Annotated in this window: 9 protein-coding genes; 1 reads left to right on the plus strand and 8 read right to left on the minus strand. The window is 65.0% G+C overall.

Annotated features, from left to right (window positions below):
- Positions 1-75: 75 nt before the first annotated feature.
- Genes RAB71_RS13540 through RAB71_RS13565 form a run of 6 tightly spaced genes read right to left on the minus strand, consistent with a single transcriptional unit; the run spans position 76 to position 6,869 of the window.
- Entirely contained in the window at positions 76-495 is a 420-nt protein-coding gene (locus tag RAB71_RS13540; protein WP_010342101.1) for a type IV pilin protein, read from the minus strand.
- Positions 495-4,268: a pilus assembly protein gene (locus tag RAB71_RS13545; protein ID WP_029561974.1), complete on the minus strand. Its 3,774-nt coding sequence runs from the start codon at positions 4,266-4,268 to the stop codon at positions 495-497. Before RAB71_RS13545 ends, RAB71_RS13540 begins: the two co-directional genes overlap by 1 nt.
- 10 nt (positions 4,269-4,278) lie before the next feature.
- On the minus strand, positions 4,279-4,857 hold the full coding sequence (locus RAB71_RS13550) for a PilX N-terminal domain-containing pilus assembly protein (RefSeq protein ID WP_010342103.1): 579 nt from the start codon (positions 4,855-4,857) through the stop codon (positions 4,279-4,281).
- The gene (locus tag RAB71_RS13555; protein ID WP_010342104.1) at positions 4,854-5,825 is read right to left on the minus strand and encodes a PilW family protein; all 972 of its coding nucleotides are present in this window, start codon (positions 5,823-5,825) and stop codon (positions 4,854-4,856) included. The genes RAB71_RS13550 and RAB71_RS13555 overlap by 4 nt, the downstream gene beginning before the upstream one ends.
- Complete coding sequence (gene pilV, locus RAB71_RS13560) at positions 5,822-6,298, minus strand: type IV pilus modification protein PilV (RefSeq protein WP_029561975.1); 477 nt, start codon at positions 6,296-6,298, stop codon at positions 5,822-5,824. Before pilV ends, RAB71_RS13555 begins: the two co-directional genes overlap by 4 nt.
- A gap of 25 nt (positions 6,299-6,323) precedes the next feature.
- A complete protein-coding gene (locus RAB71_RS13565) occupies positions 6,324-6,869 on the minus strand; it encodes a GspH/FimT family pseudopilin (RefSeq protein WP_234006577.1) in 546 nt (181 codons plus the stop codon).
- A gap of 178 nt (positions 6,870-7,047) precedes the next feature.
- Between RAB71_RS13565 and RAB71_RS13570 the strand changes: the two genes are divergently transcribed.
- Entirely contained in the window at positions 7,048-8,085 is a 1,038-nt protein-coding gene (locus tag RAB71_RS13570) for a sensor histidine kinase (RefSeq protein ID WP_010342107.1), read from the plus strand.
- On the opposite strand, the gene ppnN is transcribed toward RAB71_RS13570, so the two are convergent.
- Both ppnN and RAB71_RS13580 read right to left on the minus strand, forming a co-directional pair.
- Positions 8,075-9,463, minus strand: coding sequence for a nucleotide 5'-monophosphate nucleosidase PpnN (gene ppnN, locus RAB71_RS13575; RefSeq protein ID WP_010342108.1), 1,389 nt, complete (start codon positions 9,461-9,463; stop codon positions 8,075-8,077). The genes RAB71_RS13570 and ppnN overlap by 11 nt on opposite strands.
- Before the next feature lie 109 nt (positions 9,464-9,572).
- On the minus strand, positions 9,573-12,794 hold the full coding sequence (locus RAB71_RS13580) for a TonB-dependent receptor (RefSeq protein ID WP_010342109.1): 3,222 nt from the start codon (positions 12,792-12,794) through the stop codon (positions 9,573-9,575).
- Positions 12,795-13,407 lie beyond the last annotated feature (613 nt).

Below are 13,407 nucleotides of genomic sequence, written 5' to 3' on the forward strand. Positions count from 1 at the left end.
ATAGAGCCCCCATGACAATCGCAAGGGGTGAAGAGCGCGCTTTTCCGACTGTCGCTGCGCCCTATTCCCCCGACCTCACCAGCACGTGCCCTCGCCTGCGCCGGTGGATGTGGTGCGCGCGCCCTTCTGGTCGATGCTGAGCGCGCCGCACTGGGTGTCCTTGGCCAATTGGGGGCCGGTAGGCGTCGCAGTCAACTTGAACGCGTTGGCAGTGGGAGTTCCGGTGAAGTCGACGGTGTAGAACTGCACGGCATCGGTTGCGCATTGCGGCTTGTTCACGCCCACATACGTCATGTTGGCCGTGTAGTAGCGCTCGATCAGCTGGGCACCTTGCTGGAGGCACACGGAGGCGGCGGAGCGACGCGACTTGACGACATAGGACTGATAGCTGGCAAATGCGATGCCGGCGAGAACACCCACGATCGCCACCACGATCATCAGCTCGATGAGGGTGAAACCACGCTGCCGGCGGGCCGGGAAGGACAGGGATCGCATCAATTGTTCCTCAGGAGTTCGCGCCAGGACACGCGCTTCATGCTGAGCGCGCTGCTGTTGGTACCGAGCGTGATCGTACTCGCGTTGTCCAGTGCGATCTGCATCTGGTTGCCGATGAAGATCGGATTATTGGGACTGCTGTTCAGGCCGATGCCGGAGACCGGCACCCCATTGAGGGTATCGCCGGTGCTCGAGCCACCGCTACCGTCCAGATCGAAGAAGGACTGCGCCAGCCGTCCGCCGGTGAATGGATTGATCGCCATCACGAAGCCCTTGCCGCTGGGGCTGCAGACATCGCCCGAATCCGGAATGCGCGTGGTGCCGATCAGCGCAGTACCCTGGAAGAAGTTGGAGACCACCATGCGCTCGCCCTGCGGCGTCGTCCCGGGCGGCGACACCAGGTCCATGTACCACCCGTCCTGCCCTGCGCTCGGCTTGTCGTCGATGACCCGAACCGCGTACCCGTTGACCGTGCCCTCCTGCAGGATATTGACCTTGCCCAGCGTGGCGCGCGTCGAGGGAATGGTGCTGCCGCGATCGATCAGGCCGTACCAGCTCTGCACGTCCTTGTTGCCCAGATCGCCGCTGGACAGGTACTTGCCGGTGCCGAAGAACACCCAGGTCAAGCCTGTCGACGGGTCCTTCGCCGCCGTGGGCGCCGCGGTGATCGGCTGCGCCTTGGACGCATAGCTGGCGGAGAACAGCCTGCGCGCGGTACTGCGGACGCCGGACATGTCGAACGCCCACAGATTGCCTGCAAGGTCGCCGGCATACAGTCGATCGACGATGAAATTGTTGTTGGATGACCAAGCCAGCACGCCCGACAGGCCATTACTGGTACCAGTTCCCGCGGCAATCTGCGTGGTGGCTCCGCCAGAGATATTGACCAGGATGAGGTAAGCGGAATCACTGGTGCTGTTGGGACCATTGCCAAGCATCGCGTACCACTGACCGTCGGCGAGTTGCCCGATGATCGGTTTGCCGAGATTGTTGCCCAGTTGGGTAACATCCGTAGAGGTCTTGTCCCACAGCAGGGAGATGTTGTTGGGATCGGTGACATCGAGGGCGAACATGCCCGTGCCACCACGCCCCATCGTTCCGACCAGCACGGACCGCCAACTGCCGCCGATGTAGACATCCGAGACGGTGAGTTCGCCGTCCACGTAGTACCGGTGCTGATAGTTGGGATCGGTGTAGTCGAGCAAGCCGGTCATCGCCGCCTTCGGCACGAAGGCGAACTTTTCCGCACCCGTCGTCGCGTCGAACGCATGCAGCATGCCGTCATTGGCGCCGACATACAGCATCGGTGCACGCTGCGCGTTGCTCGCTGCAAAGGTGGCATAGGCGCTTGCACCGGTGAACGTCGCCGTCGTGTAGAGGCGCGGATTCGGCGAACCGACGTACACAGGCTGCGAATTGACGATGTCGCCCATGATGCCGGTGCGGGTGCGCAGCGTACCGCCGTTGGCCTTTTCCTGCGAACGATCGCCACGCAGGTAGTTGATCTGGTTCTGCGTGGCAGACGATAGCGGCGTCCCGGCGAGCTTGCCGTATGCGAAATTATCCAGCGTCCCGCCCGAGTTGACGAACTTGATCGTGCGGTTGCTCCAGACCGGGAACTGCCCGTTCGCACTCCACGCCTGCGTCAGTGCGCCGGTGGTCTGGTCGACGTCGTACGCCACCACATCGCCACGCCAGCTTCCGCTGTAGAACACGGATTGGTAGGTCCGCGCACCAGCTTCGAGCTTGGTCGTGTTGCTGGCCAGCGACGCCGCAGATCCCTTCATCTCCTCCAGGATGCGCTCGAACGCCTGGCGCAGGCTGGCCACCATCTTTTCCGCGTCGGCGGCGATGTAGTAGTTGTCCGGCTTCTTGTAGCTGGTATTGCCGTTGACGTAGGAGCTTCCATCCCACCAGGTGGAGTCTGCCAACGCACCGATGTTCGTCTCCGGATCGTAGCCTTCCGGCACCCGGAAACCACCGTACTTCGCAGTCAGCCAGTATTGATTGGTGTTCGGCGACTTGTAATCGCCATACTCCACCACGTCGACCCAATGCGTGGACAGGGTCTGCTTGCCAGGCAAGCCGTCGCTGGCGGTGTCCGGACGCAGATCCTTGGTGTGCGCGTCGTAGGCGAGTGCCGCGATATAGGCGGAATTGCCGTTGCCATTGAACGAACTGGCAGTCGCCCGGTTCGCCGCATCGGTTGCGTTGAAGCCCTCCTTCTGCCAGATCTGGCGCATGCGCGCCAGCACGTCGACCGACGCGTCACTCGTCACTTCCTGCGGCTTGGTCGGCTCGCCATTGAGATTGCTGGTATTGCCCGGCAGGTTCTTGTCGTAGTGCGTATTGGTATCGCCGATCCCCAGGATCACATTGACCTGGCACTGGTAGGAGATCGGGTCGTTCCAATTGGTGATGACCGGGAAACCGTCGGCCTGCTGATACCTCGTCTGCGCGCTTCCGCTCAGCGCCGAATAGGCGGCGATGTTGCCCTGGTGCTTGAAGTAACGGATCGCGGCGTAGTACAGCTCGCTGACGTCGTCGTACGACTTGACGTTCTTGCCGGTCTTGAGCTGTCCGAACTTGTTGAGGTAGTTGATGACGCCGCTGTTGACGATCTGATAATTGGGATCGCTTCCGATCACCGCAGAGGTCGCCGCCGCATCGGCAGTATCCGGATTCTGGTAGATGACACCGGTCTGCGGGTCCCATTCGCTGGCAGTATTGGCCAGCCGGCCCTCATCGGGATTGTAGGTGTAAGGCCCGACGAACTTTTGCTTGGCGCGCAGGATGCCGCTGTCGGCGCCGGCGCCCTGTTGGATGTCGACGTTCTTGTAGCCGAAAATGCTGTAGCGGATCCGCTTGGAATACTGCTGAATCAGGCCTTCGGGCTTGTAGTAGCCGCTGGGGTAGGCGACGCAGTTGTCCTCCAGATATGCGGTGCCCAGGCTGGCATCGCACACCTTGACGCGGATCGCGACCTGGAACGTCAAGGTCGTGTCGCGCACGCAGCCGATGTTAAACGGCGTGTTGCAGGGAGAGCCGTCAGGCTTGAGATAGCTGCCATCCAGCGAATGCTTGCTCGGATCGTAGGGAATCGCATCCGTCGAAGCATTCTGAAGATTGTACGCAGCGAAGTTCATCGTGTGGCCGCGCCCGACCGCCGGTGCGCCCAGGCCATCGATGCGCATGCCGAAATTCTGCCAGCTCGCGGCGGTACCGCCGGCGATGAGCGTGGCGTTGTTACTGATGTAGCGCCGAGGGAAATTGCTGGTTGCATCGCGATCGGCGATCGCCTTCTCGAGAATCGTCTCGGTCGTCGTGTCGCGCACACGATAGCCGCCGGTCAATGCCGAGCGGAACGGGTCGATGGTCTGGGTCGCGGCCCAGTTGAGGAAGTTGCCCGCCCACACGCCCGCGCCACTACAGACGTAGCTGCTCGGACTGTTGCCAAGCAGGCTGACCGGATAGAAGTAGCGATCGCTTTCGGTGTCGCTGTAGTGGTACTTGTAGCACTTCTTGGAATCGAAATAGCCGACGAACTTGCTCGACGCCGAATAGGTATCGGACAAATTCGCCTTGCTGATCACCGTGGGGAATTCCACCGACGGCACGAACGCCAGGTTGCCCGGCACGTCGCTGCCGACATATAGCGGCGATTGCGAGACGTCCACATCTGCGCCGGCACCGCCGATGGTACCGATGAACAGGCCGGCCACTACTGCAAGGAGCCAATCCCGGTACGTCGTCTTCTTCGCTCGACTGGTCATAGAGGGCTCCTTACTTGACGGTCACGTTGGTCTGCAGCACGACGATGGCGCGGCCATTGGTCGCGGATGGATCGCCGCTGCGCGCGATGACCCGGTAGTATTTTTCCAGGGACGTGCCGCCGGTACCGCCGTACTGGTTCTGATTGATGCTCGAGCCCAGGCCCAGTTGATCCTCGCTGGTGCGCTGGCCGAGATACTGGATGTAATACTGCGCAGGCACTGCCTGGCCGGTCGGCGTCACCGTTCCGTTCACCCAGCATTCCTGGGTGCCGAGCGCACAGCCGGACGACGCGTTGCCGGTGTAGGTGTTGCTGGGCACCGCAGGACAGACGATGAGGCCCGACGAACAGTTGAAGCCGACCGTGTTGCCGCCGGCGGCGGCGTTCTGGATGACCTTCTCCGCATCGCGCAAGGCGCCTTCGGCGGCCTGGAAGCCCAGGCTGCGGTCATACATGTTGGAGGACATGCGCTCCTGCAGCAGCGTCCCGCGCAGCACGGCCAGACCCAGCAGGGTCATCACCAGCAACAGCAGCAGGACGACGATGAGCGAGATGCCGGCTTGCCGGCGGGGCGACGGAGACGTGTTCACGGGTTCCGGTTCCTGATGCTCACGATCGTGCTGAAGGTCCGCGTCACCGGCGGCTTGCCCGCGCCGGCCACGGTCGTGGAGCTGACGGTCATGCTGACCTGCACCGCGATCACATTGGCCCAGTTGGCCACGGCGTTGGCATCGACATAGGCGGTGCCGCCGGTGGACAGGTACTTGAACTGCAGGCCGGTGACGCCATCGGCGATTTCGTTCTTCTGGCTCGTGCCGCCGGGCGCGATCACTTCCTGATACAGGGACGTGGCGCCCGCCGCTCCGCCACTGCTGGGTGCGATGTACCAGCGCACGGCCCGCACCTCGGTCAGGATGGAGTTGATCTCGTAGGTATAGTTGTTCGAGCCGGCGACGCACACGCCCGGCAGGCGCCCGAGCCGGTTGCAGGCATTGAGGCCACCGCTCGAATAGCTGGCGCTGGTACCGGACACGCTGTTCATCTGCAGCACCGCCAGTTGCTGGCGGTCGCACAGCAGCATGATCGCGTTGCTGTGCAGGTCGGGGGCGGCGGCGTTGAGCGTCAGGGTCTGGGTCGCGGCATTGTGCGCGGTCACGGTCGCGCCGCCGGTGCCGGCGGAGAGGATCTGGATCGCGTCGGTACCCGCGGTGACGGTGAGATTGGACGGATTGCTGTTCTCGTAGCCGGTCAGCGGCAGCGCCCAGTTCGTCCACCAGGTCGCGGTGGGATTGTTCAGCACGTTCGCCACCGGCAGTCCGGAATCGCAGGGGTTGCCGCCGGCCTCGCGGATATCCTGGGCCATCATCTCGAAGCCGGTGCGGGCGGCTTCCTGGATCCGGCTCAAGCCTTCGGTCGCCGTATAGGTCTGGCGGTTGGATAGGAAGATTCCGATCGCCGCGCCGACCACGAGCAGGCCGAGCAGCATCGAGATCATCAGCTCGATCAGGTTGAAGCCGGATTGGCGCCGGGACGGCGCAAGCGTGATGGATGTGTTCACAGCTGGGCCGTCGTGCTCAGGGTCTGGGTCGTGCTGCCGCTGGTGTTGCCGTTCGCACCGACGTTCAGTCCGCGACTGTCGTCCCATTGCACGGCGATGGTGCAACTGCCGTCGTTGCAGGCGATGGAGCCGCAGGTCGAGGCCGGGTCGCCGCCGATCGCATTCTTCAGGCCGGTGAGCCACATCGCCTTGTCGGACGCGACCAGGTCGCCCGCTGCCGGCGCCGTGCACAGCATGCCGGTGGTGTTGTAGGCCCCCAGCATCGCCGCGTTGCGGTTGGCACGCATCGCATCGAGGATCGTATAGGTCTGCATGACGATCTGGCTGCGCTGCAGCGCGCTCTGGTTGTTGCGCAGCGCGGTGGTCTGCATCGCCGCCACCCCGAGCATGCCCACCCCCAGGATCAGCACCGAGATCATGACCTCGATCAGGGTGATGCCTGCCATGTGTCTGCCACTGTCGTACCGCTTCATGCTGTCTCCGCTTGCCGGAACCGGCCTAGCCGGTGGTGGTGCATTTGCCGCCGTCGGACGTCGACGTGACCTGGCTGCGGCTGCCGCCCATCAGGTTGACGCTGCGGACGTTGTTGGATGGGTTGGTGACCGCCATGCAGACCACGATGCCCCCCGTCACGGGCGTGCCGCTGTTGTTGCGCGCGATGCCGTCTGCGCCGAAGGTCAGTTTGTCGCCCATGGCGTCCAGGGTATTGCTGGTGACGAGCAGGCCGGTCCGCAGGGTGGTGGTGCGCAGCACGGTGCCGTCGCGGGTGACGGTCAGGTAGCGCGTCCAGTTGCCGCCGCTGGCGCAGGTCGCGCCGTCGTCGCTGCGGCACAGGCTGACGCCGCCGTTCAGGCGCACTGCTTCCGAGCGCGCCAGTTGCACCGAAGCGACCAGCTCGTTGGCGGCACCGGTCAGGCGGCTGCTGCGGATCAGGCCGGTGAAGCTTGGCACCGCGAGCGCCATGATGATGGCCAGCACGGCAACCGTGACCATCAATTCCACCAGCGTGAAACCACGCTGCATCCGCTTGGCAGGGCCACGCACGCAAGGAACCGCCATCGTCTTCCCCAGATTCTCCCGATCGCCACGCTAGCGGCCGGACTGCCCCCCGCGCCAGCCATTGCCGACGGATGGCGGATATGGAGGCGTGGACGGACCGTGCGCGACCCGCCCCCAGCCGGCATGATGCACCTCGGCCCTGCCCCACCCGCCTTCCGCCCCGATGCCTGCCTCCGCCTACTCCAACGACCAGTTGCAGGTCCTCAAGCAACCCTCGACCCTGATCTGGATCGTGATGGCCGGCGAATGCATCGCCGCCATCCTGGCCTTGACCCCGGTCCCGGGCGCGGGCATGGCCGGGAGCCGCTGGGTCTACTTCGGCCTGGCGTCGCTGGGCATCCAGTGGGTCGCACTGCTGACCCTGGCCAGCCTGTTGCTGCTGCGCCGGGCACTGGCCGGACGCGGCTTCTTGTCCATCACCGTGGCCACCCTGGGCCTGATGCAGGCGCTGACCTGGCTGATCAGCGGCGTGATTCTCTATGCCTTCGGGGACTACTGGCAGCTCTCCAGCCGTGCGTGGCTGGCGCTGTCGCTGCAGCTGTCCGGCATCGCCTTGCTGATCGGCCTGCTCGGCATGGCCGCGCTGCACAATCATGTGCGCATCAAGCAACTGGTCGAGCGCGCCAAGCAAGCCGAGATCGACGCGCTGACCGCGCGCGTGCAGCCGCATTTCCTGTTCAACACGCTCAACACCGCGGTGATGCTGGTGCACCGGCAACCGCAGCAGGTGGAACAGTTGCTGATGGATCTGTCGGACCTGTTCCGCGCCGCACTGGCGGCGCCGGACCTGGTCGACCTGCAGGACGAGATCGACCTGGCCCGGCGTTACCTGGACATCGAGGCGATCCGCTTCGGGCCGCGCCTGCGCGTGCACTGGGACGTGCCCGAAACACCGGTATCCGTGCGGATTCCGCGGCTGTCGCTGCAACCGCTGCTGGAAAACGCGGTCCACCACGGCATCGAATGCAGCACCGAGGGCGGCGAGATCGGCATCGCCATCGGCGAGCGCGCCGGCGCCCTGGAGATCCGGGTGCGCAACACGGTCCCCGGGACCGGTCTGTCGCCGCACATCGGCCGCGGTCACCGCGTGGGGCTGTCGGCGCTGCGTACGCGCCTGGAAAACCTGGAAGGCGCCTCGCTGCACACCGACAGCGATGGCGCCTGGTTCGTCGCGACGATCCGGATCGGGCTCAGGCCATGACCCGGTAGCAGGGCCGGTACTCGCCGGAGATCTTCATGCGGCGCTGTTCGACGAAGGCGCGCAGCAGTTCGTCCAGGGCCTGCATCATGTCCGCATCGCCATGGATCTCGAACGGGCCGTGCTGCTCGATACGGCGCATGCCGTCTTCCTTGACGTTGCCGGCGACGATGCCGGAGAAGGCGCGGCGCAGGTCCGCCGCCAGCGCGTGCGGCGGGCGGCCATGGTGCAGATCCAACGCGGCCATCGCCTCGTGGGTCGGCTCGAACGGACGCTGGTACTCCAGCGGGATGTCCACCGACCAGTTGAAGTAGAACGCGTCCTTCTGCTCCTTGCGGTGCGCGCGCACCTCCTGGATGCCAGCCGCCATCTTGCGCGCCACCGCCACTGGGTCGCCGACCACGATCTCGTAGCGCGAGGTCGCCACCTCGCCCAGGGTCAGGCGCAGGAAGCGGTCGATCTGCTCGAAATACGGCGCAGCGATGGTCGGGCCGGTGAGGATCAGCGGGAACGGCAGATCGCGGTTCTCCTCGCGCAGCAGGATGCCGAGCAGGTACAGGATCTCTTCGGCGGTGCCGACGCCGCCCGGGAACACGATGATGCCGTGGCCGATGCGGACGAAGGCCTCCAGGCGCTTCTCGATGTCCGGCATGATCACCAGGTGGTTGACGATCGGGTTCGGCGATTCGGCGGCGATGATGCCCGGCTCGGTCACGCCGATGTAGCGGTTGTCGTGCTTGCGCTGCTTGGCGTGGGCGATGGTGGCGCCCTTCATCGGCCCCTTCATCGCGCCCGGGCCGCAGCCGGTGCAGATGTCCAGCCCGCGCAGGCCCAGCTCGTAGCCGACCTGCTTGGTGTACAGGTACTCGTCGCGCGAGATCGAGTGGCCACCCCAGCACACCACCAGCTTGGGATCGTTCGGCTGCAGGATGCGCGCGTTGCGCAACTGGCCGAACACGGCGTTGGTGATGCCTTCGCTGGACTGCAGGTCGGTGGTCGACTCCGGGCCGAGCTCGATGGCCATGTAGGCCAGGTCGCGGACCACGGCGAACAGCAGTTCGGCCACGCCGTTGATGATCTCGCCGTCGACGAAGGCCATCGCCGGCGCATTGAGCAGATCGATGCGCACGCCGCGGTCGCGCTGCACCACCTGGATGTCGAAGTCGGGATACAGGTCGCGCGCCGCACGCGGATCGTCCGAGGCGCTGCCGCTGGTCAGCACCGCCAGCGCGCAGCGCCGCAGCAGCTCGTGCAGGCCGCCGCTGGACGCATCGCGCAGGCGCGCCACTTCCACGCGCGAGAGGATGTCCAGGCCGCCACGCGGGTAGATCCGCGCATCCACTACCGGCAGCGCGCGCGCCGCCGTATTGCTGGTCGTCATATCGGATGTCTTGTCGGTGTCGTCAGCCGGCGACTTTAACGTCAGCCCCCGCAAAAAGAAAACGGCCGGGTCGCCCCGGCCGTTTCCAACGCTTCAGCTTGCGCCGCGATCAGAACTGATAGCGGAAGCCCAGCTGCATGGACCACTGCGACACACCGATGTTGAAGCCGTCGGCGTCGGCATTGGCGGCCGTCGGCTGGTCGGTGTACAGGGTGTTGTACACGTACTTGCCCTGATAGATGCCCTGCAGGTTGGCGACGCGGGCATCGGCATAGAAGCCGTAGTCTTCGATCCGGCCCCACTTCTTGTTCAGCAGGTTGCCCACGTTCTGGATATCCAGCCAGATCTCGGACTTGTGGCCCTTGTAGAAGCCCGGCAGCTGCTGGGTGATGCGCACGTCGAAGGTGTTGATCCAGCCGGAACGGAAGCCGTTGGCCGGGGCGTAGCTGCCGGCGTACTTGGCCAGCTGCGGGTTCTTGGCCAGCCAGTCGAAGAACTGCTGCTGCAGCGCCGGGTTGGCGGTGAACGCACCGGTGCTGCTCAGCGTGCCGAACAGCACGTCGCCCGGACCCTTCGGCACGTAGAACAGGTCGTTGGTGCTGCGACCGTCGCCGTTGGCGTCGCCGTTGAACACGTAGCTGTACGGACGGCCGCTGCGACCTTCGTAGACCAGGCCCACGCGGGTCTCGTAGTCGCCGAAGAACATGTGCTTCCAGTCAAGCGAACCGGAGATCCGGTCCTTGATCTCGTAGCGCGAGCGGTTCTCGGTTTCCGAGTTGGCGTTGAAGGCGTACTGGTAGCCCCAGCCCGAGCTGGCGGTGGAGCTGGTCAGCGGGCCGACTTCGGTGGCGTGGGTATAGGTGTAGCCCAGGGTCCAGGACCAGTCGCCGCCTTCGCTGAACGGCTTGGACAGCGACACGGTGAACTGCTGGGTCTTGCCCTTGTCGGTGTTGTCGATCAGGTAGACGTCGCTGTACGCGCTGTTGCGGTTGTAGCGGTTGTCGCTGGTCGCCCACGGGCGGCCGGTGCGGGCCGGGTTCCAGTACAGCGCGCGGCCGTCCGGACCATAGTAGGCCGGGCTCGGATCCTGGCCCGGGCTGTTGACGCGACCGATGTTCAGGCTCTTGTAGTACAGGCCATCCTTGACCTTGGTCACCAGCAACTCGGCCGAGGCGACGATGCCGTACCACGGCAGTTCGTGATCCAGGGCGAGGTTGGCCTTGTACAGCGACGGCAGCTTGAAGTCGTTGCCGACGAAGCTCACGCCCTGGGTCGCCGAACCCGGCGTGGTCGGAATCGGCTGGGTGTCCTTGTTGGCGCTGAACGGCAGGGCCGGGTTGTAGGCGGTGAAGCTGTAGGCGTTGTAGTTGAAGCCGGTGTTGGAGTAGCTGTTGCCGATCCACACCTGCGGCGCATCGCCCTGGAACAGGCCGACGCCACCGCGCAGCTGGGTCGGACGGTCGGTGTCGAAGGTGTAGTTGAAGCCGAAACGCGGCTGGATCAGGAAGTCGCTCTCGAAGATCTTGCTATTGTCGTAGCCGAAGTAGGCTTGTGCCGCAGCGTTGTAGGTCGGATCCGGGCTCACCTGCGGACGGTCGCCACGCAGGCCCAGGGTCAGGGTCAGGTTGTTGTTGACGTACCAGGTGTCCTGCACGAACAGGCCGAGGTTGCTGTTCTTGTAGTCGGCCGCGATCGAACCCGGGCTACGCTCCTGGTTGAGCTGGTACGAGCTCCAGCGGCCGCTGGCGAAGTTGTCCAGGCCGAAGAAGGTGTACACGCCCCAGCTGTTGCGGCCGTACAGGTTGTAGATGTCGTTGGTGCTGTAGTCGACGCCGAACTTCAGGTTGTGGTTGTCCAGGGTCAGGGTGCCCGCACCGTAGTAGTTCCAGGTCTTGGTGGTGAGGATGTTGCCCTGCGAGTTGGTCTCGGTGCCCAGGAACAGCACGTCGCCGGTCGGGTTGGCGACCGAGCCGTCGAAGTACACGGCGATGCTCGGCGCATTGGTCGGCACCACGCGGATTGCAGAGTAGTCGCGGTAGGACACCTTGAACTCGGTGGAGAAGTTCTCGGACCAGTCGCTGAACAGCTGGCCGACATAGCTCTCGACCGACTTCTCGTGCTGGTACCAGTACGAGCTCAGCGAGGCCTGGCTGGAGCTGCCGGCGCCGTTGATGCGCAGCTTGCTCTGGTCGAGCTTGCTGTAGCGCAAGCTGGCGCGGTGGTTGTCGCTGATGTTCCAGTCGAGCTTGAGCGCGTATTCCTTCAGGTCGGTGTTGCCGTCGCTGTCCAGGCCGCCGGCATCGAAGCCGTAGTTCTTGGCGATCTGCTGGGCGCGGGTCACGTCGGCCATGCCGTACTTGGCGTTGGCCTTGCCCAGCGCGGTGCTGCCGAGGTCGACACCCGGCGCATCCTGCTGGAACTTCTCGTAGTTGGCGAAGAAGAACAGCTTGTCCTTGACGATCGGGCCGCCGAAGGTCGCGCCGTAGGTCTTCTCCTTGGTGAAGCCGTTGAACTTGGTGCCGTCCGGGTTGTCGCCGAACCAGTCGCCATCGCGATAGCTGCCGTACACCGAGCCGTGGAACTCGTTGGTACCGGACTTGGTCACCGCATTGACGGTGGCGCCGGCGGCGCTGGCGATGCTGACGTCGTAGTTGGACAGGTTGACGTCGATAGCTTCGATGGCTTCCATCGACACCGGCTGACGCCGGGTGGTCATGTTGTTGCCTTCCAGGCCGAAGGTGTCGCTGGCCGAAACGCCGTCGATGTTGATCGAGTTGTAGCGCGGATTCAGGCCGCCGGCGCTGATCGTGCCCGAGGCGCGATCGACGAAGGCCACGCGCGGATCCAGGCGCATGTAGTCCTGGATGTTGCCGTTGATCGACGGCAGCGCTTCGATCTGCTCGCGACCGATGTTGGTGCCCGAGCCCGTCTTGGTGGCGCTGAACACTTCCGAGCCGGTGGCCACGGCGACGGCATTGACCGTCTCCAGGGTGGTCGGCGCGGCCATGTCGCCGGTCAGGTCGGCATTGATGGTGGCGTTCTGGTTGACGCTCAGGTACACGCCATCTTCGGTCTTGGTGCCGTCGCCCGACTTGGTGATGGTGATGCTGTACGGACCGCCGACGCGCAGGCCGCGCGCGTTGTAGCGACCGGCGGCGTCGGTGGTGGCGCGGCTGACCGTGCCCGACTCGACGTGGGTGATGGTCACCTCGGCGCCGGCGACCGGCTGGCCGCCATGGGTCACCACGCCGCCGACACCGGCGGAGGTGCTCTGGGCGAACACCGGCGCCGCGGCCAGCGCCGCAACGAGGCCCAGGGTGAGCTTGGACATCCGCAGACGGGGTTGAATCATTGCAATAGCCTCGATGGAGTTTGACGAAATGCGCATGGCAGTGCCGCGCGAGTACGGGCGCGCGGCCGCGGGATGGGGGCTGGTCACCCTTGCCGATTCCCCGCAAGGGTTAACATGAGTTTAACACCATAGGGCCAATTTGTTGCCGAAACGTGACAACCGGGCACAAATGGACATGACTTGCCATGGATCCCAGTTTTTTGACCGCATCCGGTCATGCCCTGGCACAGGCGCACGGGCTTGCCGCCCGCCAGGCCGCCGCGCGCGGCAGCTGGGCCGAGCGTGGCGCCGCGACGCCAGCAGCGCGGTGACCGGAGCGGCCCCCACTCTCCAACTCCCCAGGCGTCGGCGGCGCGGTGGCGTCAGCCCCACCCTGCTTCCGCGTGCCATACCCCCCCGCCCCGCTCGGCCACCGACCAGGCAGTTTCGGGAGGCCGGCGCGATCCGGTCCTCGGGCGGCGCCCGGCGCCAGACCCTGCTCCCCGTGGCCCTGGCCCTGAGGAGGCACCCTGGATTCCGCCGAACCGGCGCCGGGCGGCCGACGGCATGCCGGCCCGGGATCCACACGCCCATGATCAGGCCGGCGACGTTC

Source organism: Xanthomonas sacchari (genome assembly GCF_040529065.1).
GTDB lineage: Bacteria > Pseudomonadota > Gammaproteobacteria > Xanthomonadales > Xanthomonadaceae > Xanthomonas_A > Xanthomonas_A sacchari.

Bases quoted from the DNA above. Each gene is read 5' to 3' on its own strand.
- RAB71_RS13540 (WP_010342101.1), bottom strand. From the start codon at position 495: ATGCGATCCCTGTCCTTCCCGGCCCGCCGGCAGCGTGGTTTCACCCTC.
- RAB71_RS13545 (WP_029561974.1), bottom strand. From the start codon at position 4,268: ATGACCAGTCGAGCGAAGAAGACGACGTACCGGGATTGGCTCCTTGCA.
- pilV (WP_029561975.1), bottom strand. From the start codon at position 6,298: ATGAAGCGGTACGACAGTGGCAGACACATGGCAGGCATCACCCTGATC.
- RAB71_RS13570 (WP_010342107.1), top strand. From the start codon at position 7,048: ATGCCTGCCTCCGCCTACTCCAACGACCAGTTGCAGGTCCTCAAGCAA.
- ppnN (WP_010342108.1), bottom strand. From the start codon at position 9,463: ATGACGACCAGCAATACGGCGGCGCGCGCGCTGCCGGTAGTGGATGCG.
- RAB71_RS13580 (WP_010342109.1), bottom strand. From the start codon at position 12,794: ATGTCCAAGCTCACCCTGGGCCTCGTTGCGGCGCTGGCCGCGGCGCCG.